16 protein-coding genes, 1 tRNA gene and 1 pseudogene are annotated in these 23,330 nt (G+C 62.8%); 12 read left to right on the forward strand and 6 right to left on the reverse strand.

Annotated features, from left to right (window positions below; all coding sequences use genetic code 11):
* Nucleotides 1-5 precede the first annotated feature (5 nt).
* The 3 genes from E8E78_RS01060 to E8E78_RS01070 are packed head-to-tail and all read right to left on the reverse strand — an operon-like array spanning nucleotide 6 to nucleotide 7,332.
* Nucleotides 6-2,717, reverse strand: coding sequence for a virulence factor SrfC family protein (locus tag E8E78_RS01060; protein WP_280312390.1), 2,712 nt, complete (start codon nucleotides 2,715-2,717; stop codon nucleotides 6-8).
* Nucleotides 2,714-5,791 (reverse strand): virulence factor SrfB, encoded by a 3,078-nt coding sequence (locus E8E78_RS01065; protein WP_016497508.1) that lies wholly within the window; start codon nucleotides 5,789-5,791, stop codon nucleotides 2,714-2,716. Before E8E78_RS01065 ends, E8E78_RS01060 begins: the two co-directional genes overlap by 4 nt.
* 20 nt (nucleotides 5,792-5,811) lie before the next feature.
* Complete coding sequence (locus E8E78_RS01070; RefSeq protein WP_172439579.1) at nucleotides 5,812-7,332, reverse strand: SrfA family protein; 1,521 nt, start codon at nucleotides 7,330-7,332, stop codon at nucleotides 5,812-5,814.
* A 210-nt stretch (nucleotides 7,333-7,542) separates the two neighbouring features.
* Between E8E78_RS01070 and E8E78_RS01075 the strand changes: the two genes are divergently transcribed.
* On the forward strand, nucleotides 7,543-8,448 hold the full coding sequence (locus tag E8E78_RS01075) for a hypothetical protein (RefSeq protein WP_049274618.1): 906 nt from the start codon (nucleotides 7,543-7,545) through the stop codon (nucleotides 8,446-8,448).
* Between the two features lie 40 nt (nucleotides 8,449-8,488).
* Here the strand turns inward: E8E78_RS01075 and E8E78_RS01080 are convergent.
* Nucleotides 8,489-8,565, reverse strand: a tRNA-Arg gene (locus E8E78_RS01080).
* Nucleotides 8,566-8,779: 214 nt separating this feature from the next.
* Here E8E78_RS01080 and E8E78_RS01085 point away from each other — a divergent pair.
* The 11 genes and pseudogenes from E8E78_RS01085 (at nucleotide 8,780) to E8E78_RS01135 (ending at nucleotide 20,898) form a co-directional block, all read left to right on the forward strand.
* Nucleotides 8,780-9,529: a GntR family transcriptional regulator gene (locus tag E8E78_RS01085; RefSeq protein WP_049274617.1), complete on the forward strand. Its 750-nt coding sequence runs from the start codon at nucleotides 8,780-8,782 to the stop codon at nucleotides 9,527-9,529.
* Nucleotides 9,526-11,250 (forward strand): fumarate reductase/succinate dehydrogenase flavoprotein subunit, encoded by a 1,725-nt coding sequence (locus tag E8E78_RS01090; protein WP_061202992.1) that lies wholly within the window; start codon nucleotides 9,526-9,528, stop codon nucleotides 11,248-11,250. The genes E8E78_RS01085 and E8E78_RS01090 overlap by 4 nt, the downstream gene beginning before the upstream one ends.
* A 162-nt stretch (nucleotides 11,251-11,412) precedes the next feature.
* Nucleotides 11,413-11,658 carry a ferredoxin family protein gene (locus E8E78_RS01095; protein ID WP_280312396.1) on the forward strand — a complete coding sequence of 82 codons (246 nt, stop codon included), beginning with the start codon at nucleotides 11,413-11,415 and terminating at the stop codon, nucleotides 11,656-11,658.
* A gap of 119 nt (nucleotides 11,659-11,777) precedes the next feature.
* Complete coding sequence (locus E8E78_RS01100; protein WP_280312397.1) at nucleotides 11,778-13,184, forward strand: ABC transporter substrate-binding protein; 1,407 nt, start codon at nucleotides 11,778-11,780, stop codon at nucleotides 13,182-13,184.
* Between the two features lie 15 nt (nucleotides 13,185-13,199).
* Nucleotides 13,200-13,982 carry an ABC transporter permease gene (locus E8E78_RS01105; protein WP_280312399.1) on the forward strand — a complete coding sequence of 261 codons (783 nt, stop codon included), beginning with the start codon at nucleotides 13,200-13,202 and terminating at the stop codon, nucleotides 13,980-13,982.
* Nucleotides 13,982-14,832 (forward strand): annotated as a pseudogene (locus tag E8E78_RS01110) (ABC transporter ATP-binding protein). Before E8E78_RS01105 ends, E8E78_RS01110 begins: the two are co-directional and overlap by 1 nt.
* Complete coding sequence (locus tag E8E78_RS01115) at nucleotides 14,829-15,794, forward strand: HEAT repeat domain-containing protein (RefSeq protein ID WP_280312401.1); 966 nt, start codon at nucleotides 14,829-14,831, stop codon at nucleotides 15,792-15,794. The pseudogene E8E78_RS01110 and the gene E8E78_RS01115 overlap by 4 nt, the downstream one beginning before the upstream one ends.
* Nucleotides 15,794-16,075 (forward strand): gamma-butyrobetaine hydroxylase-like domain-containing protein, encoded by a 282-nt coding sequence (locus E8E78_RS01120; protein WP_049274610.1) that lies wholly within the window; start codon nucleotides 15,794-15,796, stop codon nucleotides 16,073-16,075. The genes E8E78_RS01115 and E8E78_RS01120 overlap by 1 nt, the downstream gene beginning before the upstream one ends.
* 540 nt (nucleotides 16,076-16,615) lie before the next feature.
* Nucleotides 16,616-18,058 carry an NADP-dependent succinate-semialdehyde dehydrogenase gene (gene gabD, locus E8E78_RS01125; protein ID WP_016484375.1) on the forward strand — a complete coding sequence of 481 codons (1,443 nt, stop codon included), beginning with the start codon at nucleotides 16,616-16,618 and terminating at the stop codon, nucleotides 18,056-18,058.
* Nucleotides 18,059-18,240: 182 nt separating this feature from the next.
* On the forward strand, nucleotides 18,241-19,518 hold the full coding sequence (gene gabT, locus E8E78_RS01130; protein ID WP_016497525.1) for a 4-aminobutyrate--2-oxoglutarate transaminase: 1,278 nt from the start codon (nucleotides 18,241-18,243) through the stop codon (nucleotides 19,516-19,518).
* A 138-nt stretch (nucleotides 19,519-19,656) separates the two neighbouring features.
* On the forward strand, nucleotides 19,657-20,898 hold the full coding sequence (locus E8E78_RS01135; RefSeq protein ID WP_049274609.1) for a response regulator: 1,242 nt from the start codon (nucleotides 19,657-19,659) through the stop codon (nucleotides 20,896-20,898).
* 85 nt (nucleotides 20,899-20,983) lie between these two features.
* Here the strand turns inward: E8E78_RS01135 and E8E78_RS01140 are convergent, their stop codons facing one another.
* Entirely contained in the window at nucleotides 20,984-22,012 is a 1,029-nt protein-coding gene (locus E8E78_RS01140) for a sensor domain-containing diguanylate cyclase (protein WP_049274608.1), read from the reverse strand.
* A gap of 99 nt (nucleotides 22,013-22,111) precedes the next feature.
* Nucleotides 22,112-23,296, reverse strand: coding sequence for a delta-9 fatty acid desaturase DesA (gene desA, locus E8E78_RS01145; protein ID WP_016497528.1), 1,185 nt, complete (start codon nucleotides 23,294-23,296; stop codon nucleotides 22,112-22,114).
* Nucleotides 23,297-23,330 lie beyond the last annotated feature (34 nt).

The following is a 23,330-nucleotide window of genomic DNA, read 5'->3' on the forward strand; positions in this document are numbered from 1 at the left end:
TGCAATCAACTCGCTTGAAAGGTGTTCAGCAGCACCGCCAACTGGCGTCGCTGCTCGGTGGTGATTTCCGGGTCCGCGCCACTTTTGGCGTTTTCCTGGGTCAGCCAGGCCAGGCTCGACAGCCAGTCGATCTGGAAGCTCTGCTCCTGGTTGGACGGCTCTTTCGGGAGCACTGGCAATTCGCCCTGGGCAAAGGTCTGGTAGGCGCCGAATACGGGTTGGCTCTCACCCAGCAGGGCGGTCGGGCGCTCGCTGACAGGTTTGCCCAGCAGGTCGAACCAGGACAGGAAGTCCCGCATGGCCAGTTGCACGGTCAGGACCTGGCGCTGGACTATCTGGTCACGGCGCACGCCGTTGAAAATCCGGCGCATGACGGCGGCATCCAGTTGTTCGATGAAGGCCGGTCGGCGCACTGCACTGACCAGTTCCTCGACCAAGGCCTCGACCACTTCGCGGCTCATGCGCAGGCTGCTCAGGCGCAGCGGTTGCGTACCCAGCTCGCGCATATGCTTGATCCACGCCTTCAGCGCCGCGCGTACAAAGCGTTGCTCGGAGTTGAGGCGCTTGGCCACAGGCTTGGGGGCAACTGCTGGCGTTGCCGAGGCAGTGTTGCCGAACACGTTGCCGAAGTTGAGTGCCGGGGCCTTGTTGGCCGGGGCCCTGACCGCGGGTTCCGGCTCTTCGCCGGCCTCGCCGTCAATGCCGTCGATGTCGTACACACCGCCCAGGTACAGTTCACGCAGCTGTTCGACTGGCACCTGCAAGGCATGGATCAGTTCGCTGATCGCGTCCGGGTCGGCGCCCAGGTTGTCGAGCAGGTACTGGGTTTTTTCACGCTTCTTGTTCAGCAGTTGCTCGAAGTCTTCCTCGCGCCAGGTGTTCAGGCCGTGGTCCAGCAGGTCGGTGCGGCACTGTTCCAGCTGCTCTTCGATACGCGCCAGCTTGAAGTCCAGGTCATTGATCGACGAGAAGCTGGTGCTGAAACGGCTGATACCGCCATCGTTCAGCGTAATCATGGCGTCAAAGGCTGCACCGGTATCCGCCACATGGCGATTGGCGGCAGGGAAGTCAACAACGTACTGCCTGAGTCGCTGAATATCGCTGACGTAGCTCTCGATCAACCGGTGTTCCTGGCCCTGCTCGTCACGCTCGATGAACGCGGTTTCTTTCAGGCGTGGCTTACGGACCATGTAGGTATTGTCGAACGGCTTGCCGACCGACCACTCCTTCATCCACTCCTGGCTGCCAAAACGCTCGATGATGGTGATTTTCATCAGCCGCTCGGCAGCCTGGATCAGGTGCGTGTCTTCCTTGCCGAGGGTGCCGTTGATCCACCCATCGCACATGGTCAGGGCCCAGATCAGGCCTGGCGCGCGTTGGCCCCGCTCTTTCGGCGTGGCGCCCTGGGTATTGTGGATCCAGCGGGTCAATACCGGGGCAACGCTGATGACGTCGCTCTGCTTCATGGTGCTCGTGCACACCACCAAGGCATTCATCTCTTGTGCTTCGCTGTAGCGCTCGAAGAGATAGGCAACCTTGCCGCGCAAGATCAGGTTCCAGTACGGATAAACCTCATCAGCAGAGTCCTTCAATGCCGCTTCGTCAATCGACAGGTATTTGTTACGGGTGCGGTAGCCAGGGAAGTCGAGGATCTCGACGTCCTGCGCGACCGAAGCCGTCGGCCTTTTCAACAGGCTGAAGTTCACCTCGACGGCCAGCGTGGCCAGCTGCGCGATGGTGACCCCGACACTGGCCTGTAGCTTGCCATCCGTACAGGGCAGTACCTGGAGTTGCTGATCGCGGCGAGTGTCCAGACGGCTGAGCACGTCGACACTCATGATGTTGTAGGGCGCTGCAGTGACGCCGTCGGTTTCCTGTTTGAACACGCTTACCGGTGCATAAACCGTTTCGGCATGGCCCAACCGCTGCAGCACACCCGCCAACATGTTGTACAAGTCGGTGATGGGCGACTGCCCACCCCACAGCACAGAGAACAGTTTTGCCCGCTCGCGGGGGGTAAGGCGTGGCGCCAGTTTTACTGCGCGTGGCCAGTAGTGCTCGTCTAGAAGGCGGGTGGACTTCTCGTAGTTGCTCTTCAGGTAGTCCCACAGCGCGACCACGTCATCGCTGCTTACCCCGGCTTGCACCTGGCCTGTTTCCTGGCCTTCGAAGTCACTGAGCGCGGCCCGGATACGTTGCTCGGTAAAACTGTAGTCCATGCGCTCGTGGTCGAAGTCATCGAACCACGTATTGCAGAGGATCTTGGCGATTTCGATTTCGCTGAACAGCTTCAGCTCGACGGGATAGCTGGCGTTCTGGCACGGCCTGGATGTGTGGCTGAAGCGCGTGACCAGGCCGGTGGCCTCGCCGCCACCGCCTGGCGGGTTCACGTGCTGGATGAAGTCCAGAACCTGGCCACCAAAGTTACTTTCCAGCTTGCCATTGCCATCCGATGCCAGCGCGGAAATCAGGTACGACTTGCCCGCTTGCGAGAGGCCGAAAAACCCTACGGCCATCGGGCTGGCGGCACTGCGCTGGAGGTTTTTCGCCCGGTTGCGTGCGCGCCTCAGGCGCAGGCCAAGCCCATCGGCCTCGGCCTCTACACTGGCGGCATTGCCACGCACCTGCTCGATCCATTCCAGCGCCTCGCCGGCGCCTTTGTGAATGGCGCCCCAGGCACCCATCAACTGCTGTTGCTTTGGCGTAAGGTCGCTCATTTTCCTTTGACGTTCCCGCTGTCGAGCCAATAGTCGCTGTCACTCAAGCTCATGGTTGGCATGGTGTTGAGTGAGAGTTCAAGATCCCGGTCGAAGTCGAAGTCGGCATCCTGGATGTTCGATTCCAGCTTCTGGATGACCAGCTTGTCGCTGATCAGTCCCTGGTCGCGTTCTTCCTGTTCGAACTGCTCGACTTCAAGGCGTATGCGCAATACCGGCGCTTCGCCATTCTTGCCAATCGCCCTGGAGAACGCTGCCTTGCCCGAGGGGGTGAAACGCAGGGTGTAAAGCGGTGAGGCCGACCAGCGCTCGGTGGCCAGTTGGCGGTAACCCAGGTGCAGGTCGCCGCGCATCTCCAGCCAAGGCGTACCACGCTCATCGCCTTCGCCGACGATGGGCAGTTCGATCAGGCCTTTATCAGACTTCAGGTCGTGGTAGAGCACGTCGTGATACTTGATGGTGCCGGCAGCGTCGATCTGGCCAAAGTGTTTGATGATCGAGTAAGGCTTCAGCGCGGCGGTGCGGAAATAGAAGTTCGGCACACTGTGGTTGGAGCACAGCAGGCAGATCATCGCGCCCACCGATGCGGTGCTCTTCGGGTCGTCGATCAGGCCGTTGCGATGGAACGGGTACCAGCCGCCGGTGCGGTAGTTCTGCATCGGCAGAATGCGCCCGGGCGGCAGCGGCAGGCGCTGGCGGATGAACGCCTGAATGCCTGGCAGGCGCGATGGCCGCCCCGTCAGCAGCAGCATGTCGCAAGGGTACTTGGCGACCACTTCGCACAGTTCGGCAAGTGCTCTGGTGACGTTGATCTGGCCGCCGATGAACGCGGCGTGCACCTGTTCGAGGTCGAAGGTGATCGGCGTCTGCAGCAGGTCAAGCGTGCCATCGCGGCCCACTTCGCGGCGCACGGCGGCGTTGACGTACGCCAGCACCTTGTCGCTGACAACGGCTTCACCCAGCGCCTGCTGCCAGGTTTGCTCGACCGCGGCGGGTGGCAGGGCCGGGTCGAACTGCTCGTAGGCCTTCAGCAGTGCGAGGCCCAGCGGCACGAACACTTGCAGGTTCAACTGCTGGCGCAGCAGGCGTTCCTGGACGGTGGCTCCGCCGTTCCCGCACAGGCTCGACATCAGCGCATCCGGTGCCGGCACGCCGGCATTGCGCAGCGCGCTGGCGAAGGAGGGCAGGATGAACTCCTGGATCACATCCAGCAGGATGTCATCGCCCGCAATCTTGAAGCCGTCACGGAAGCGCTGGTTCGGCACGATGTGCGCGTTGGCGCCGGCGCCACCGCCGGTGCCCCGATCCAGGCGGTAATCGGTAATCACCAGGTCCGTGGTGCCGCCGCCGATGTCGATGGTCGCCAGGGTGATCTGTTCATGCTCTAGCTTGTCCGGGCGGGCCAGCGTGGCAAAGAACTCCTCCGGGTGACCGGCAAAGTTCTCGTTGACCTCGTTGTACAGGTAGACCAGCTGGCCGCAGCTGGCTTCGTCCCACTCCACACGCACGCTGGGGAACGGGGTGCGGGTCGCGACGTCCTTGCCTTTGAACGGGTTGCTCTCGTCCTGGTGCCAGCCCAGGCTCTTCCAGACCAGGCCAATCGCCTCGTACAGGCGGTTGCTGAGCAGGCTGCGCTCGGCCTGGGGCATGCCTGGTGGAACGGTCAGGGTAATGCTGTTGAGCAGGCGCGGCACCCGCGCGTGGCCCTGGCGCGAGCGCTGGGCCGGGCTGTTGATCTGGGTCAGCGCCTGGGTCACCACTTCGGCCAGCATGAAGGTCATCAGGTTGCTGCGCGAATAGCGCGGGTTGAAGACCGGCATGTCGAAGGGCTTGAGGTACAGCGGCTGGCCACGGTCGTTGATCAGGTTGGCGAACGGCGCGGCGACGGCCATTGGCTCCTTGTCGGTCTTGACGTAGGCGGTGTTGAAGCGCCAGCCATGGCCGTAGGCCTTTTCATCCCACAGGTAGCGTTTGGGGCTGGAGAGGCCGGTCGAGCCTTCGGTGCCGCGGTTGCGGCTGGCCAGGCGGCTGGCTTCACCGCCGACACGGGCGATGGTCGGCCACTGGAAGGCATTGTGGCGGCCGCTCTTGATCGACAGGTGGTCTTTGCCGAAGGCGGCGTGGGTGAACTCGACCCGGCTCTCGAAAGCCTGGTTGTAGACTTTTTCCGGCTCGCTCAGGTCGCGCAGTGCCAGTACGTAGTTGTGGCGCATGCCCGAACCCGCCTGGCCATGGTCCTCGATGAGGATGCCGCAGGTGCGCGAGTTGCCGACGTCCAGCACCAGGTCCACCGGGATCGGCTTGACGATGCCATTGGCCTCGTTGGCGATCACCTTGATTTCCGGGATCTCGACCTTTGGCTTTTCGTTGCTCTGTTCGGCCGGGACCGGGCGGCGCAACAGGCTCAGCAGGTTCAGATAGTGGCCAAGGTGGCGGTTGCCCTGCAGGTCACGATCCAGGCGTTCGCGCGTCCACTCGGCACGCGCCTCGGTGTACACCTCCACCAGCCAGTCGCGGATCCATGTGTGCGTCAGGAACCAGCCATATTCGCGGGCACTGCACGCCAGCTTGAACGCCACGCCGGAGCGTACGTCGTCTTCGTTGGGCGCCAGGTACGGTGCGCCGGTAACCACTGGCATGGTGCGGCTGTCGAAGCCGAGGGTGAGGCGGTGGGTGTTGCCGTCGACATCGGGCTCCGCGAGCTTGACCAGGCGCATGCGCGCCCAGTTGTTCGGGCCTTCGTCAAAGCGATAAGGCGGCGTGAAACGCAGGACCGGGATCGGCAACCAGACCCCGTCCAGCAGCTTCAGGCTGTCTTCCATGGGCAGGCGGAAGTGGCTCTCTTCGCTGGTGTCGAACTCTACCTGCACCACTTTGTCTGGCTCGGGCTCGTAGAAGTCCTTGTACTCCTTGGACCACAGCAGGCGTGTCGGCACCATGCCGTTGTTGAGCTGGACGAATTTGCCGGTCTGCTCGCCATCCGGGCCGAGACGCAGGGCGAAATCCATGAATTGAATTCCGGTATCGCTGACCAGCGTGACCGTTTCTTCGAACTGGGTGATTTCGGGCAACATCTTCTGCGTTTCTCGTGTGATTAGCCGGCTTTTTTCATTTGAATGTCGAAGCCTTTGGCACCGTAGTTGGCGTTGCAATCGGCAGCGCCGTTGGCGTTGGCTTTGCAACCCACTTGCGGCAGGTCATAGCTGCTGCCATCGGCGCAGGCGGCCTGGCCGGAACTGTTGATCGACAACAGGCCGCCTTGCATGGCTGCGGCAACTGGCGCATGGCACTGCACGTTGTCCGGGCGGGTGACCGTGGCCTGGCCCTTGCCGTTCTGGAAGTCGTACTTCAGGCGCAGGGGTTTGCCAGTGCCGGCTTCTTGAATGCCTGCACCCGCCCAGTTGCCGTTGAGGAAGTCCGCGTTGCCGTCGGCCGCATCTGGCGGAATGCTCAAGTCATCAGGTTGCGGCGGCTGAGCGCTGGTTTGCGCTTGCTCATCGGCCAGCTGTGGTGGCGCAGGGGGCGTGTTCCCTGGCGTTGATGCCTCGGGCCCGCCTGGCGGTGGTGTGTCGGATGCTTGCTCTGGCTCTGGCGCTGGCGGTTGCTCCGGCGCTGGCGGTGTTTCTGGCTTGCCCTGCGCAGGGGTGTCGGCATTGTCCGACGGCGCTTGGCTATCGCCTTGTGGCGCGGCACCGCCTGCATCGGCTGCGCCGCCCGGCAGGCTCGCCGGGTTGCCGGTGCTCACCGCCACGTCCGGGCCAGCTACACCCGTTGCACCGTTCGCAGCGCCAGCAATGCCCGACGATTGTGTAGGCACTTGGGCTTGGTAGTGGTTTGATGCAGAGGTATCGCGGCCAAAGTCCGGGATGCCTGGACCGGAAAGGTTTACCCCAGGGATGCAGCCGCGCAGCCCGAACAACAGCAGGAGCAGCAGCGCCAGCAGCAACAGCAAGGGCAGCAGCCAGCGCCAGTTGCGCCACCACGGCAGGCGCGCGACGGCAGCGGCTGGCGCTACCGCTGCTGCTGCCGGCGCAATGGGCGCGGCTGGGGGAACCGTCGGCGTGGCCACGGGTTCGGCGATGGGTGCGGTGCGCGGATACAGGCAGTGCAGGGGCTGTCGGCTGCGCTCGGCACCGGCATGGATGAAGCCCCAGAAGGTCAGTACAGGGCGGCCATCGACCAGGTAGACGAAGTTTTCGTCAGGGAAGGGCACGACACAGGTCAGCAGCTTGCCGAACACCGCGTTATCACCTTCGGCGGCCTTTCTGGCCGTTGCCGAGGGTTGGCCGTTGGCGTCCAGGCCAAGCAAGGTGTTGCTCAGGGCGTTGATCTTGGTTTGCAACACCTCGAGCTGCGCACGTGCTGGCGCGCGTTCTTCCTCGGTGGCGCTGCTCCAGGGGATTACATCGCCTGGGCGGTCGCTGTACCAATCGATGGTGCGGCCCTGCTCATCGCTCTGCGGGATGGCCAGGTGTTCGATCAGCTCCGTGTGCTCCGGGTACTTGCGCCGAATCGCTTCGCGAATCTGCAAAGCAGCGCGATAGACGGGTTGGCCAGTCTCGCCCAATGCGGTGAAGTGCTCACTTCTACCGCTGCGTAGTAATACTCCGCGCATCCTTGTAGACCTACCTAGTCTATTAGCCGAATCCATTCGGTATCCATTAAACAATACCGAAAAACCGAGCCACACTAATGGCAAAGTGCTTTTTTCGTCAATTCATATGGATGGCTTTTTGACGTCAAAGGACGTTTTATCCGGTTACACTCCGCCTGGTCCGATCAACGGCATCGGCAACTCATCATCGACGAATGGAGCACGAAGAGCATGAGCCTTTGGGATGACCTGAAGAAAAAGGCCTACGATGCCAACCCGGAGCTGGCCGCCAAGGCCGCCCAGGCGTTGGAAAAGGCCAAGGACCTGGCGGTGGAGGCCGGGCAGAAAGCCGCGCCCTTGATCAAGGAAGCCAGTGACAAGGCCGCAGGCTACGCGCAAGAGAAAACGCCGTTGCTCAAGGCCCAGGCCCTGAAGGCGATTGACGATGCCAAGCAGCGTCGTGCCCAGCTGCAAGAGCAGGCCAAGCGCGACAAGGCGGCGCGCGCGGAAATGATCCGCACCATGTATGACATCACCCTAACCCCGGAAGACGTCAATTTCGTCGAGGAACCGTTCAACCATTTTGAGCGGCAGTTGATGTTTTTTGTGCGTAACGGCGAGGTGCTGGAAAGCGAAAAGCGCAACCAGACGCACTTGGACGCCTACCACTCGCACCGCACCACCGGTGGCCACATGTGGCAGGGCACGGGTCATACCGGTAGCAGCTCATCGACAATGCAGGTCACTGCGCACAATGTTCAGGAGCACGAGTTCTGGGTGCGCCTGGAGAATGGCACCGAGGCGTGTTTCCAGCTGAACAACAACGGCGTGCGCCTGCGCCCTGGGCAGTATGTGAGCATGGCGTTTGTGCGCAACGCCAATCAGGACATGGGGCAGATGGTGGCGCTGTACAACCATAACGCCGGGCAAAACTTCGTGACCCTCTCGCCGAGAGAGATCAACCAGCAGTTTCAGCTGTACTTGAAAGAGCCCGGTATTTTCAACGCCAACGAAGTGAACAGCACGCGCGACAGGCTGCTGCAGGCGCTGGACAAGCGTCTGGGCGAACTGGCCAGGTACATGGCGCTGCACGGTGACAGGCGTGCCGGCCAGTTGATAGAAGGGCACGCGGAATAAACGAAAAAGCCCCGGGAGATCTCCCAGGGCTTTTTTGATATGGCGCACTCGGCGGGATTCGAACCCACGACCCCTGCCTTCGGAGGGCAGTACTCTATCCAGCTGAGCTACGAGTGCAACGCGCACGCATGATACCCATCTGTGTCGTTGACGTCCATCGCCTTGATCTGTGGCCTTTTTCCTCTTTTTGCGCAGGCGGCTTTTGCGGGCCACCGGCCTGCGCAAATTTATCTATCCATATGCGATATCAATATTTCCCACACCCTTCTTATGCCCTCTATCCTCTGGTCACAACTTGTTATAACAAGTCATCGATCAGCGAAGAGATCCCATGGCCGAACTGCTCCCCCTGTCCCCGGTACCGCTCTATACCCAGCTCAAGGAACTGCTGCGCGAGCGCATCCTCGACGGCACTTATCCACCGCATAGCCGCATGCCCTCGGAAAGCGAACTGGGCAAGGCCTTCGATGTCAGCCGCATCACCGTGCGCCAGGCGCTGGGCGACCTGCAGAAGGAAGGGCTGATCTTCAAGATCCACGGCAAAGGCACGTTCGTCGCCAAGCCCAAGGCGTTCCAGAACGTCAGTACCTTGCAGGGCCTGGGCGAGTCGATGACGCAGATGGGCTACGAAGTGATCAACCGCCTGCGCAGCTTCCGCCATGTGCCGGCCAACGCATTGGTTGCCGCTCGGCTGCAGGTCCAGGAGGGTAGCCTGGTCACCGAGATCCGCCGGGTGCGCCTGATCAACCGCGAGCCGGTGTCGCTTGAGCTGACCTGGCTGCCCAAGGCTGTCGGCGAAAAACTGGAGAAGGCCGACCTGGTCACCCGCGACATCTTCCTGCTGCTGGAAAACGACTGCGGCATCGCCCTTGGCCACGCCGACCTGGCCATCGATGCGGTACTGGCCGACAGCGACCTGACCCAGGCGCTGGATGTTGAAGAAGGCTCGCCGATCATGCGCATCGAGCGCCTGACCCATGCTGCCGACGGCACGCCGCTGGACTTCGAACACCTTTACTACCGCGGCGATGCCTTCCAGTACCGCCTGCGCATTGATCGCCAGAAAGGGGGCAAGGCATGAGCATCCAGACCCAGGACTACGACATCATCATCATCGGTGGCGGCACGGCCGGGCCGATGGCGGCGATCAAGGCCAAGGAGCAGGACAAAAGCCTGCGCGTGCTGCTGCTGGACAAGGCCAACGTCAAGCGCAGCGGTGCCATCAGTATGGGCATGGACGGCTTGAACAACGCCATCATCCCCGGCCACGCCACCCCCGAGCAGTACACCAAGGAAATCACCGTGGCCAATGACGGCATCGTCAACCAGGCCACCGTGCATGCCTACGCAACCCACAGCTTTGAAACCATCGAGCAACTCGACCGCTGGGGCGTGAAGTTCGAGAAGGACGAAACCGGCGACTACGCGGTGAAGAAAGTTCACCACATGGGCGCCTACGTGCTGCCCATGCCCGAAGGCCACGACATCAAGAAGGTGTTGTACCGCCAGCTCAAGCGTGCCCGGGTAGAGATCAGCAACCGTATGGTCTGCACCCGTGTGCTGCTTGATGGCGAAGGCGCCGCGGCGGGTGTGCTGGGCTTCGATTGCCGCAGCGGCGAGTTTCGGGTGGTACGGGCCAAGGCGGTAATCCTTGCCTGCGGCGCCGCCGGGCGCCTGGGCCTGCCCTCGTCAGGCTATTTGATGGGCACCTACGAGAACCCGACCAACGCCGGTGACGGCTACGCCATGGCCTACCATGCGGGCGCCGAGCTGGCCAACCTCGAGTGCTTCCAGATCAACCCGCTGATCAAGGACTACAACGGCCCGGCCTGTGCCTACGTCACCGGCCCGCTGGGTGGATACACCGCCAACAGCAAGGGCGAGCGCTTCATCGAGTGCGACTACTGGAGCGGCCAGATGATGTGGGAGTTCCACCAGGAGCTCGAAGGCGGCAATGGCCCGGTGTTCCTCAAACTGGACCACTTGGCCGAAGAGACCATCCAGAACATCGAAGAGATCCTGCACAGCAACGAGCGCCCCAGCCGTGGCCAGTTTCACGCCGGGCGTGGCACCGACTACCGCCAGCACATGGTCGAGATGCATATCTCCGAGATCGGTTTCTGCTCCGGGCATTCGGCGTCGGGGGTGTGGGTCAATGAAAAGGCCGAGACCAGCGTCAAAGGGCTTTATGCCGCTGGCGACATGGCTGCGGTCCCGCACAACTACATGCTCGGCGCCTTTACCTATGGCTGGTTTGCCGGTGTGAACGCCGCGCATTACGTGGCCGGGCGCGAACTTGCCGAGGTCGATGCCGAGCAAGTCGAGCGCGAGCGCGCGCGGGTGTTTGCCCCGCTGCAGCGTGAGCATGGCCTGCCGCCAGCCCAGGTCGAGTACAAGCTCAGGCGCATGGTCAACGACTACCTGCAGCCGCCGAAGGTGACCAAGAAGATGGAAATCGGCCTGGCGCGCTTTGCCGAGATCGAGCGTGATCTGGAGCAGATGAAGGCCAGCAACCCTCATGAACTGATGCGTGCGATGGAAGTGTCAGTGATTCGCGATTGCGCCGAGATGGCGGCGCGGGCCTCGTTGTTCCGCGAGGAAAGCCGCTGGGGCCTGTACCACCACCGGGTGGACTTCCCTGAGCGCAACGATAGCGAGTGGTTTTGCCATTGCCACCTGAAAAAGGGCGAGAACGGTGAAATGACCAGTTTCAGGAAGGCCGTCGAACCCTACCTGATCGCCCTGGATGCCGATGAACAGACCGCCTATGACCGGTTGCGAGTGAAGGCTGATGCAGCCTGAATGGGGCTGCTTTGCAGCCCAATCGCCGGCAAGCCAGCTCCCACAGGTACTGCATCGGCGGTGAAGTCTGCACCCTCCTGTGGGAGCTGGCTTGCCGGCGATGAGGCCATCAGCCTCTGCAAAAAACAGAACGAGGGCCACAGGCCCCAAGGACTCCGTGAAATGGCCTACCAGCCGCAAGAAATCTTCTTCCGCAGCAGCGCCGCGGTCACCATCGACGAAGACAAATGCATCGCCGAAAAAGGCTGCACCGTGTGTGTCGAGGTTTGCCCCATGGACCTGCTGGCGATCAACCCGGCCACGCAGAAGGCCTACATGGCTTTCGACGAATGCTGGTACTGCATGCCCTGCGAGAAGGACTGCCCCACCGGTGCGGTGAAGGTCGACATCCCGTACCTGCTTCGCTGATTCATCCTGCCATCCGGCGAACCACCGGACGCCCTCCTGCTGTGCCCCTCGTTTCCCACCACCCAAGCCGGGCGGCGGAGACGACGCCAACTCTTATAACGATTCGAGGGGAAACACCCATGCGCCTTGTTGCAACCGTGGCCGGCCTCGCGCTGGCGCTCACTGGCCTGAACGCCAGCGCCGAAACCATCCGCATCGCCATCGGCACCCAGGACACCACCATCAACTGCGCCACCGGTGGCCTGCTGATCCGTGAGCTGGGCCTGCTGGACAAGTACCTGCCGCACGACGGCAAGTACAAGGACGCCACCTACCAGGTCGAGTGGAAGAACTTCACCAGCGGTGCGCCGCTGACCAACGAAATGGTCGCCGGCAAACTCGACTTCGGCGCAATGGCCGACTTCCCGGGGTCGTTCAACGGCGTTGCCCATCTGGATGCCGGCAAGCGCAGCCTGTTCATCAGTGTGCTGTCGGGCAGCGTGCATGGCAGCGGCAACGGCATCGTCGTGCCCGCCGCCTCCAGCGTGCAGTCGCTGGCGGAGCTCAAGGGCAAGACCATTTCGGTGCCGTTCGCCTCCACTGCCCACGGCATGCTGTTGCGCGCAGTCGCCGCTCAGGGCTGGGACCCGCAGAAGGATGTGCGAATCATCGCCCAGGCGCCGGAAATCGCCGGCTCCGCCCTGCGCAGCAACCGCATCGAAGCCCACGCCGACTTCGTGCCGTTCGCCGAGTTGTTCCCCAACCGCGGCTTCGCTCGCAAGATCTACGATGGCGCCCAGGCCAACGCACCGACCTTCCATGGTGCCCTGGTCGATGCCGACTACGCGAAGAAGTACCCGGAAGTGGTCACCGCCTATCTGCGCGCCAGCCTTGAAGCCGACCGCCTGATCGCTGCGCAGCCTGAAAAGTACAGCGAGTTGATCGAGAAGGTCACGGGGATCGAAGCCGAGGTCAATTACCTGTTCCACGGCCCGCTCGGCCTGCAGACCCGCGACCTGACCTGGAAGCCTGAATACCGCCAGGCAGTGGCTACATCCATCGATACGCTCAAGCTGCTGAAAAAGACCGACCGTGGCCTGGACACCGACAAGTTCATCGACGACCAGTACATCCGTGCCGCCTTCAAAGAGGCTGGCCTGGACTACGACAAGGCGCTGAAAGACTACGACCCGCTGCCACTCAAGGCCAATGACGCGCTGACCGGCAAACCGATCACCGACTTCAGCCGCCTGGCGCAGATCTGGGTGCGCGGTGAAGACAAGGTCCTCCACTACGCTTCGCCGGAGGCCGCCCTTGGTGCCTTGGCCCAGCTGGAGCAGGAGGGCAAGGACATCCGCGCCATCTACGCCCAGGCCGCCGACAGCGGCATCAAGTTGCTGGCAAACCAGGCCTGGTTCGTGCGCAACGGTAAAGGCGAACTGGCGGCGTTCCTGCTCAAGGACCAGGCCGAGCTGTATGCCAAGGCCCATGGTGGCGAGGCGCTGGACTTCGTCAGCGCCAACCAGAAGCTGGTCGCCCAGCGCTGACCGGGAGGCACCGACATGACCCGCAACCTCAAGCGCTGGCCGCTGCGCCTGGCGTCGCTGCTGGCCTGCCTGCTGTTCTGGCAGGTGGCGGCAAACGTGAAACTGGACCTTGGTTTGCTGACGTTCACCTATGTCCCCACACCCAGGGCGGTGCTGGACGCTGCCTGGCAGTTGCTGACCTCCAGCACCCTGCTGGCGCACCTGGGCAGCAGCCTGTCGCGGGTATTTGCCGGTTATGCCAATGCGGCACTGGTTGGCGTGGCCCTGGGGTTGCTGATCGGCCGCTTGAAATGGGCTGAAGATACCCTGCTGCCGCCGCTGGAGGTGCTGCGGCCGATTCCGGCGGTGGCGTGGATCCCGCTGGCAATCCTGATGTTCCCGTCGTCGGAACTGTCGATGGTGTTCATCACCTTCACCGGTGCGTTGTTCCCCATCCTGCTCAACACCGTGCATGGCGTCGAGGCCGTCGACCCGCGCCTGGTGGCATCGGCGCGCAGCCTCGGTGCCGGGCGCTGGGCGATCCTGCGCGAAGTGGTGTTGCCTGGGGCGTTGCCGAGCATCGTCACCGGCCTTGCCATCGGCATGGGTACGTCATGGTTCTGCCTGGTCACTGCCGAGATGATTTCCGGGCAGTTCGGCATCGGCTACTACACCTGGGAGTCCTACACCTTGCAAAACTACCCGGACATCATCGTCGGCATGCTGCTGATCGGCGTGCTGGGCATGGGCAGCAGCGCCCTGGTCAAGCACCTGGGGGCGCTGGCCACGCCGTGGTACCGCACGCGGAGGGCCAGTTGATGAACAGTTATCAACAGGCGCCGGGGCGTATCAATGGTCGTGGCCTGTCGATTCGCCTGGGGCACGGCAGCGAAGCGTTCGAGGCGGTGCAGCGGCTGGACTTTGCCGTGGAGCCGGGCGAGTTCGTTTGCATCCTCGGCCCCTCCGGTTGTGGCAAGTCGACGTTGCTCGGCGCCCTGGCCGGCCACCTGGTGCCCAGCAGCGGCCAGCTGAACGTGGACAGCCAGCCCGTTGCCGGGCCGTCACCACAGCGTGGCATGGTGTTCCAGCACCACACCTTGCTGCCCTGGCGTAGCGTGCTCGACAACGTGGCCTTCGGCCTGAAGATGCAGGGCCTGGGCGCGCCGAACGTCACCGGCAGGCTCGCGAAATGCTGCAACTGGTGGGGCTGGCCGACTTTGCCGGGCGCTGGCCCAACCAGCTGTCCGGCGGTATGCAGCAGCGGGCCGAAATTGCCAGGGTGCTGATCAACCGCCCACGGCTCTTGCTGATGGACGAACCTTTCGGCGCACTGGACGCGCAAACCCGTGCTCGGATGCAGGAGCTGTTGCTGGATATCTGGGCCAGCATCCGAACCACCGTAGTCTTCGTCACCCACGATATCGACGAAGCGCTGTTCCTCGCCGATCGCATCCTGGTGATGAGCCCGCGCCCCGGTCGCTTCATCGAAGACCTGCGCCTGGACTTTGCGCGCCCGCGCCGCGCCAGCCTGCTGACCAGCCCTGAATTCACTCACCTCAAGCGTCACTGCCTGGCGTTGCTGCGCCACGAGGAAGGCCGCGAACTGCCGCGCCTGACCTCGCTGGGCCTGCCGGACACTGACCACCCACCGCTACGGATCGCGCTATGACTGACCGAACGACCGACAACCCCGACATTCTTGCCCTGTTGCCCCGTCTTGATGCCACAGACGCTGGCGTGCGCCGCATCGCCCTGATCGAGCTGGCCGACCTGGAAGACCCGGATGGCTTGCCTTGGCTCACCGATGCCCTGCTGGTGGACGCCGCCGACGAGGTGCGTGCCGAGGCCGCGCGCCTGCTTGAGGCCTGGGAAGAGCCCGAAGTTGTGCAAGCCCTGTGCGCTGCACTGGCCGATGCCGCCGAGCCTGTACGCCTGGCAGCTGCACAGAGCCTCAGCGAACTCAAGAGCCTTGAGGCCGGCCAGCTGATCCTGCCATGGGTCAAACACGCCGATGCCTTCGTCCGCGCCAGTGCCCTGCGAGCCTTGCGCGAGCTGCGCCTGGAGGATGCCGCCGACCCTGCGCTGCTGGCGCTGGCCGATGACGACGCCGCCGTGCGGCGTGAGGCAGTGGGCATTCTTGGCTGGCTCAAGCACCAGCCGGCGTTGCTGGCTCTGGCAGCGCTCGCCGAGGCCGAGCCGGACACCGAGGTGCGCCGCGCGGCCATCGGCGCGCTGGGCCTTGCCCGCGACAACTCGGTGTTGCCTGCGTTGGTGGCGGCATTGACTGACCAGGCCTGGCAAGTGCGCGAGGAAGCCGCCACCACGTTAGGCAAAGTCGGTCAGGACCAAGCAGGCCCGGCGCTGGTGGATGCCCTTGCCGATGACTTCTGGCAGGTCCGCCTGCGGGCAGCACGTTCACTGGGGCGGCTGCGCTATGCCGCTGCACTGGACGCGCTTGGCGCGTTGCTTGGCCATGGCATCGCCAACCTGCGCAAGGAGGCGGCGCTGGCGCTGGGCGAGCTGGGCCAGGCGCGTGCCTTGCCGGTGCTGCAGGCCGCCGAGGCCGACAGCGATCCTGAGGTGCGCAAGGCTGTGCGGATTGCCTTGGCGCAACTGCGCGGGGCTGCCTGATGAACGCCCCGCAAGCTATTCGCAACTTGCGCGGGCCAGGGCAGTTGGTACTGCGATGGGAAGACGGCGAACACAGCCTCAGCCATACCCGTTTGCGCGGTGCTTGCCCTTGCTCACAATGCCGTGCGGCTCGCCTGTCCGGCGTGATCAGCCTGGTGCGCGACGATGTGCGTGTACAGCGGATTACCTCGCAGGGGTATGGCGTGCAACTGGTGTTCAGCGATGGGCATGAGCGCGGGATCTACCCCTGGGCTTACTTGCGTGACCTGGTCAGCAAGTGAAGCTGATCCCTCAGGCTACCGCATGCCCTTGTAGGAGCAGCCTTGTGCTCCGAAGAGGCCGGTAAGGCTAAAGATTATCTTCAGCTGCAATGCCCTCTTCGCAGCAAAAGGCTGCTGCTACAGGGCTTGTGTCAGCACTGAAATTGTCGCCGGTCATTCACAATGCAATCAGCTCCGGCCTTAGCTCGTGGACCCAGCGCACCGCCTGGCTGACTGGCAAAGGCACGCTGAGCTTGGTTGGCCTGACGTAAATTTTGTGTTGATGCGTACATCGCGCGCCGCCCGCGCGGCGCTCGTTTTCATAGGCGCTGAAAATTTCACGGCAACCATTCCCCCTTTCACATTTCCTTCTGCTTGATCGTCTACCCTGAAGCGGCCGTATTCAGGGCGATTTCAGATGGACTGTTCAACCATTCGTTCTTTTTTTCGAACAGCCTATTGTCCAACACCCCAGCAGCCGCTTAGCATTCGTTTGAGATTTCAAACGCTCGATGCCCTGCCTTGGGCGCTTTTCAACAATCAACAATTCGGGAAGCCGACATGCAGCTCAAAGACGCTCAGTTGTTCCGCCAGCAAGCCTATATCAATGGTGAGTGGCTGGATGCGGACAACGGCCAGACCATCAAGGTGACCAACCCGGCCACCGGTGAAGTCATCGGTACCGTGCCGAAGATGGGCACCGCGGAAACTCGCCGCGCCATCGAAGCCGCCGACAAGGCCCTGCCGGCCTGGCGTGCACTGACCGCCAAAGAGCGTTCGGCCAAGCTGCGTCGCTGGTTCGAACTGATGATCGAGAACCAGGACGACCTGGCTCGCCTGATGACCACCGAACAAGGCAAGCCACTGGCCGAAGCCAAGGGCGAAATCGCCTATGCCGCCTCGTTCATCGAGTGGTTCGCCGAAGAAGCCAAGCGTGTCTACGGTGACACCATCCCGGGCCACCAGCCAGACAAGCGCCTGATCGTCATCAAGCAGCCAATCGGCGTTACCGCGGCCATTACCCCGTGGAACTTCCCGGCTGCCATGATCACCCGTAAAGCCGGCCCGGCCCTGGCCGCTGGCTGCACCATGGTGCTCAAGCCTGCATCGCAAACCCCTTACTCCGCCCTGGCCCTGGTCGAGCTGGCACACCGTGCCGGTATCCCGGCTGGCGTGCTGAGCGTCGTTACCGGCAGCGCTGGCGAAGTTGGCGGCGAACTGACCGGCAACTCCCTGGTACGCAAGCTGTCCTTCACCGGTTCGACTGAAATCGGTCGCCAGCTGATGCAGGAATGCGCCAAGGACATCAAGAAGGTTTCCCTGGAGCTGGGTGGCAACGCCCCGTTCATCGTGTTCGACGACGCCGACCTGGACAAGGCGGTCGAGGGCGCGATCATCTCCAAGTACCGTAACAATGGCCAGACCTGCGTCTGCGCCAACCGTATCTACGTGCAGGACGGTGTCTACGACGCGTTCGCCCAGAAGCTGGCCGCTGCAGTTGCCAAGCTGAAGATCGGTAACGGCCTGGAAGACGGCACCACCACTGGCCCGCTGATCGACGGTAAAGCTGTCGCCAAGGTTCAGGAACACATCGAAGACGCCGTCTCCAAAGGCGCCAAGGTGCTGTCCGGTGGCAAGCTGATCGAAGGCAACTTCTTCGAGCCGACCATCCTGGTTGACGTACCGAAGACTGCTGCTGTCGCCAAGGAAGAAACCTTCGGCCCACTGGCGCCGCTGTTCCGCTTCAAAGACGAAGCCGAAGTCATCGCCATGTCCAACGACACCGAGTTCGGCCTGGCTTCGTACTTCTACGCCCGCGACATGAGCCGTGTGTTCCGTGTTGCCGAAGCCCTGGAATACGGCATGGTGGGTATCAACACCGGCCTGATTTCCAACGAAGTGGCACCGTTCGGTGGCATCAAGGCTTCGGGCCTGGGCCGCGAAGGTTCCAAATACGGTATCGAGGACTACCTCGAAATCAAATACCTGTGCATCAGCGTCTGATAGCACGGTAAAGGCTTTACCTCTGCCAGCGGGGCGCGAGAGCGACGTCTCGCTGGCCTTTTTTACATCGCAGTACCTGGTGGCCAGGGCGTTTACGGCAGTCGATCAACGAATACTGTGCGCGAGCACTCCCAGCCACCCCCGAATAAAAGCGCCATTCCTGTCGGCGCAATGAGGGCATTATGAGCAAGACCAACGAATCCTTGATGCAACGTCGTGTAGCTGCCGTCCCACGTGGCGTTGGCCAGATCCACCCGATCTTCGTCGACACCGCGAAGAACTCGACCGTGATCGACGTTGAAGGCCGCGAACTGATCGACTTCGCCGGCGGCATCGCAGTACTGAACACCGGCCACCTGCACCCGAAAGTGGTTGCAGCCGTGCAAGAGCAGCTGACCAAAGTCAGCCACACCTGCTTCCAGGTGCTGGCCTACGAACCCTACGTAGAGCTGTGCGAAAAGATCAACAAGCTGGTACCAGGTGACTTCGACAAGAAGACCCTGCTGGTCACCACCGGCTCCGAAGCCGTTGAAAACGCCGTCAAGATCGCCCGTGCCGCCACTGGCCGTGCTGGCGTCATCGCCTTCACCGGCGCTTACCACGGCCGTACCATGATGACCCTGGGCCTGACCGGCAAGGTCGTTCCGTACTCCGCTGGCATGGGCCTGATGCCAGGCGGCGTGTTCCGTGCGCTGTTCCCGAACGAGCTGCACGGTGTGAGCGTTGACGAAGCAATCGCTTCGGTCGAGCGTATCTTCAAGAACGACGCCGAGCCTAAAGACATCGCTGCGATCATCCTTGAGCCAGTACAAGGCGAAGGCGGCTTCCTGCCAGCGCCGAAAGAGCTGATGAAGCGCCTGCGCGCCCTGTGCGACCAGCACGGCATCCTGCTGATCGCCGACGAAGTACAGACTGGCGCTGGCCGTACCGGTACCTTCTTCGCCATGGAACAGATGGGCGTTGCGCCTGACCTGACCACCTTCGCCAAATCCATCGCTGGCGGCTTCCCGCTGGCCGGTGTGTGCGGCAAGGCCGAGTACATGGACGCCATCGCGCCGGGCGGCCTGGGCGGCACCTACGCCGGTTCGCCGATCGCGTGCGCTGCGGCCCTGGCTGTGATCGAAGTATTCGAAGAAGAAAAACTGCTGGACCGCAGCAAGGCTGTAGGTGAGCGCCTGACCACTGGCCTGCGCGAAATCCAGAAGAAGTACCCGATCATCGGCGACGTCCGTGGTCTGGGCTCGATGATTGCTGTTGAAGTCTTCGAGAAAGGCACTCACACCCCGAACGCTGCTGCTGTTGGCCAGGTTGTTGCCAAGGCACGCGACAAGGGTCTGATCCTGCTGTCCTGCGGCACCTACGGCAACGTTCTGCGTATCCTGGTACCGCTGACTGCCGAAGACGCACTGCTGGACAAAGGCCTGGCCATCATCGAAGAGTGCTTCGCTGAACTCGCTTGATGTGATGTGCTTCTGAAAAAACCCGCTTCGGCGGGTTTTTTTTGTGCCCAGAAAAGCCATGGGGCGCTATGGTTAGCGGAGGATTTGCTTTGGAAGCTGCGACGGAATGTGTGTCAGGCTATTCAGGAGTAGTTGGCGATGAGCGCTGTAGACCCCACCCCACCCAGCGTACTGATTGTCGAAGGCGACCCTTGGGTGCGTGACATGCTCAGCGAGATGCTGCTCAGCGTGCGCTGCGATGCCCGCCTGCAGGTATGCGCCGATGGGGCGCAGGCACTCAGCGCACTGTCCAGCAAGCCAGACCTGATTATCGCCGCCCGCGAGCTGGCCGGTGTCGATGGCCTGGACCTGTTGCGCAAGGTGCGCGCCAAAGGGCCGGGGTTGCCGTTCATCCTCATGAGCAACCGCAGCGACAGCGCCAGTGTGCACGAGGTGTTGCCCCTGCACCCCACCGCCTACCTGAGCAAACCACTGAACCTGGACAACCTGCGCAAGCGCCTGGAAGAGTTGTTGGTGGCCGTTGGCGAAGAAATCGCCTGCCCGGTGCCGGCCTTGCAGGCAGGTGCCAGCCTACCCGCATACCTGGAGCAGCGCCGTGCTACCGCCGATGGCGGGCCGCTGTTGGCCGATGTGCAGGTGGCGATAAAGCGGGCGCTCAACCCTCAGGGCCTGAACCTGAAGGTGCTCGAAGAGGAAGTGCGTAGCGACCCTCAGGTTACCGCCGTGTTGATCGCGGCTGCCAACAGCGCCGCGCTGCACCGTGAAGCACCGGTGCAAACGTTGCTGCAGGCCCTGAACAAGCTTGGCAGTACCCAGAGCATGAACCTGATTCTGGGCATGACCCTCAAGCGCAGTGCACGGCTCAGCGACCCGTTGCTGGCGCAGCACGCAGCCGGCTACTGGGACCTTTCCCTGCATACGGCCGAATATGGCCGTACCTTGGCGCGCATGCTCGAGCTGGACGAAGGGCGCTGCTATTGCGCGGGGTTGCTGCATTGCCTGGGCGACCTGGCGGTGTTGCGCTGCCTGCAAGAGTGGCGGTTGGCCGGGGGCGAGCTGGACGAACGCAACGTGCAGCAATCGCTGGATGAGTTTGGTGCGGCGTTCGGTTCGGCGCTACGCACGCGCTGGCGCTTGCCGCTGGCATTGCGCGAGTTGATCGCGGCGATCTACCAGCTGGGCGGTGGCGTGTATTCGCGGGAGATCCTGGCGATGAACCTGGCCGGGCAGCTATCGCGGCTGCCGGCCGAGCAGGGGCTGGAGAAAGTGGCCAGTGGCAAGACCGCGCGCTTGCTGAAGCTGGGCCTGCCGGAGCTGAAACGGCTGCGCAAGGTGGATAACCCGGAGATAAAACCGCCTGAGGATGCGACTTCAGGCTGAACGCGGGCTTTGTGGGAGCGGCCTTGTGTCGCGAAAGGGCGCTCCCACACAAATCGCGCTAGCCTTTGAGTTGTGGGTAAAGCAGTCAGCCGCGGACGATCTGGTTCTTGCCCTGCCGCTTGGCCTGGTACATCGCCGCATCGGCCCGGGCATACAGGCTGTCCAGTGCCACATCTTCCTCGGTCAGCCCGGTCAGCCCCTGGCTCACTGTCACCCCGTATGTCTGTTCGCCGTGGTTGAAACTTAAGCGCTGGATTTCCCGCTGCAGGCGATCGGCAACCTGTTCCGCCATCTGCGCATCGCAACCCGGGAATATCGCGGCAAACTCCTCACCGCCAATGCGCCCGAACAAGTCGCCACGGCGTAGCACGGCCTTGCCGCTGTCGGCGATGCGTTGCAGCACCTGGTCGCCTTCCTGGTGGCCATAGCTGTCGTTGATGACTTTGAAATCATCGATATCCAGCAACAGGAAGGCCAGCGGCGTACCGTCTTCGCGGGCAGTGTCGAAGGCCTGCTGGGCGCATTCGAAGAAGTGCCGGCGGTTGCTGCTCTGGGTCAGCACGTCGGTGGTGGCCAGGCGTTGCAACTCGCTTTCAAGCTGCTTTTTCTCGGTGATGTCTTCGGCAATGCCGACGATGATCACCCGGTCGTCCTCGCGCTGCTGGTTGATGTAGCACTTGTCGCTCAGCCAGCGCACTTGGCCGTCGGCATTGAGAATACGGTATTCGCGGTCCTCCACCGCGCCCTTGATCAGCACCTGGGCCAGGCTGCGCTCGGCGAACTCCAGGTCGTCGGGGTAAATGCTGTCGCGCCATTCGTTGTAGTCGGCCAGCACCAGGCTCACCGGGCGGCCGAAGATGCGCTCGTAGGCGGGGCTGACGTACAGCACCTGGCGGGTTTCCCAATCGAAGGCCCAGAGCACCGCATTGACGCTGTCGAGCAACGAGCTGAACAGCTGGTCGCGCTCACTCAGGCGGGCAACCTCGCCTTGGGCGTGGAGTAGCGCCAGTAAAGTCTGGGCGGCTTCGGGAGGTGAGGTGCCGGGCAATGTTATTGGAATGTTCTTGGCCATGTGCACGAAGCGGGTCTCGACGTAAAAGCGTGCGGCCAGCATCCGGCCCGCCACGCGGGCGATGTCCCAGATTTGAGTGGCGTCGAGGTGGCTAAGTTCCGAACGGCACGCACCGCAATGGGGCGTGCCGATCAACGGCGGTCAGGCGCCGGTGGGGCGCAGGGAGTAGGTCTTGAGCTGCGCCGCGAAGTCGCGCAGGGCGTGGATGCCGCTGGTTTCGGCCTCGTGTATCCAGTCCTTCATGGCAGACAGCATGTCGTGGCCGTTGGCGCTGGTGCGCGCCCAGATCTGCTGCAGGGCCAGGCGCTTTTCGTAAATGGTCTTCAGCGCCTGGCTATGGGCAAGCATGGACTCGATACGCACATGGTGGCGGTCTTCCAGCAAGCTGGTTTCGCGCGAGAGCAGGCGTTTGGCACGGCGGAAGTGGTGACGCACCGACGCATCGACGCGGGCCAGTTCCTGTTTCACCAGCGGGCCGATCACCAGCTTGCGGTACTGGGCCATGATCTGGAAGCGGTTGTTGAGGATGGCCATGGCAGTGTCCATGTCCAGGCTGGCCTTGCCCGCCACACGGTGGGCAATCGGCGCCACGCGCTGCACCTTGGCCAGGCGCAACAGGCAGAAGAGGCGTATCCAGGCCCAGCCCATGTCGAACTCCCAGCGCTTGACTGAAAGCTTGGCCGAGTTGGGGTAGGTGTGGTGGTTGTTGTGCAGCTCTTCGCCGCCGATGACGATGCCCCACGGCACCAGGTTGGTGGCAGCGTCGCGGCATTCGAAGTTGCGATAGCCGAGCGCGTGGCCCAGGCCATTGACCACGCCGGCAGCCCAGAACGGGATCCACATCATCTGCACCGCCCAGATGGTGATGCCGATGGTGCCAAACAGCAGCAGGTCGATCACGGCCATCAAGGCGATGCCACCCAGCTTGTAGCGCGAGTAGAGGTTGCGCTCGATCCAGTCATCCGGGCAGTTCTTGCCGTAGATGCGCAGGGTTTCGGGGTTGCGTGCCTCTTCGCGGTAGAGTTCGGCGCCCTTGCGCAGCACCGTTCCCAGGCCCTTGTGCACCGGGCTGTGCGGGTCGTCGGGGGTTTCGCACTTGGCGTGGTGCTTGCGGTGGATGGCGGTCCATTCGCGGGTGTTCTGTGCCGTGGTCAGCCACAGCCAGAAGCGGAAGAAGTGCTTGAGCGCGCCATTGAGCTCCAGGGCCCGGTGCGCGGAGTAGCGATGCAGGTAGACCGTGACGCTGACGATGGTCACGTGGGTCATCAACAAGGTGATGCCGACCAGTTGCCAGGCCGACAAGTCGAGCAGGCCGTAGTACCACATAGGTGTAAAAACCCTCGGAATGCAGGAGGAGGGG

It is taken from the genome of Pseudomonas sp. BN505 (assembly GCF_029873175.1).
Taxonomy (GTDB): Bacteria; Pseudomonadota; Gammaproteobacteria; order Pseudomonadales; family Pseudomonadaceae; genus Aquipseudomonas; species Aquipseudomonas putida.

Excerpts from the sequence above, each read along its gene's own strand:
- E8E78_RS01060 (WP_280312390.1), bottom strand. The coding sequence starts at position 2,717 with ATGAGCGACCTTACGCCAAAGCAACAGCAGTTGATGGGTGCCTGGGGC.
- E8E78_RS01065 (WP_016497508.1), bottom strand. The coding sequence starts at position 5,791 with ATGTTGCCCGAAATCACCCAGTTCGAAGAAACGGTCACGCTGGTCAGC.
- E8E78_RS01070 (WP_172439579.1), bottom strand. The coding sequence starts at position 7,332 with ATGCGCGGAGTATTACTACGCAGCGGTAGAAGTGAGCACTTCACCGCA.
- E8E78_RS01075 (WP_049274618.1), top strand. The coding sequence starts at position 7,543 with ATGAGCCTTTGGGATGACCTGAAGAAAAAGGCCTACGATGCCAACCCG.
- E8E78_RS01085 (WP_049274617.1), top strand. The coding sequence starts at position 8,780 with ATGGCCGAACTGCTCCCCCTGTCCCCGGTACCGCTCTATACCCAGCTC.
- E8E78_RS01090 (WP_061202992.1), top strand. The coding sequence starts at position 9,526 with ATGAGCATCCAGACCCAGGACTACGACATCATCATCATCGGTGGCGGC.
- E8E78_RS01095 (WP_280312396.1), top strand. The coding sequence starts at position 11,413 with ATGGCCTACCAGCCGCAAGAAATCTTCTTCCGCAGCAGCGCCGCGGTC.
- E8E78_RS01100 (WP_280312397.1), top strand. The coding sequence starts at position 11,778 with ATGCGCCTTGTTGCAACCGTGGCCGGCCTCGCGCTGGCGCTCACTGGC.
- E8E78_RS01105 (WP_280312399.1), top strand. The coding sequence starts at position 13,200 with ATGACCCGCAACCTCAAGCGCTGGCCGCTGCGCCTGGCGTCGCTGCTG.
- E8E78_RS01115 (WP_280312401.1), top strand. The coding sequence starts at position 14,829 with ATGACTGACCGAACGACCGACAACCCCGACATTCTTGCCCTGTTGCCC.
- E8E78_RS01120 (WP_049274610.1), top strand. The coding sequence starts at position 15,794 with ATGAACGCCCCGCAAGCTATTCGCAACTTGCGCGGGCCAGGGCAGTTG.
- gabD (WP_016484375.1), top strand. The coding sequence starts at position 16,616 with ATGCAGCTCAAAGACGCTCAGTTGTTCCGCCAGCAAGCCTATATCAAT.
- gabT (WP_016497525.1), top strand. The coding sequence starts at position 18,241 with ATGAGCAAGACCAACGAATCCTTGATGCAACGTCGTGTAGCTGCCGTC.
- E8E78_RS01135 (WP_049274609.1), top strand. The coding sequence starts at position 19,657 with ATGAGCGCTGTAGACCCCACCCCACCCAGCGTACTGATTGTCGAAGGC.
- E8E78_RS01140 (WP_049274608.1), bottom strand. The coding sequence starts at position 22,012 with ATGCTGGCCGCACGCTTTTACGTCGAGACCCGCTTCGTGCACATGGCC.
- desA (WP_016497528.1), bottom strand. The coding sequence starts at position 23,296 with ATGTGGTACTACGGCCTGCTCGACTTGTCGGCCTGGCAACTGGTCGGC.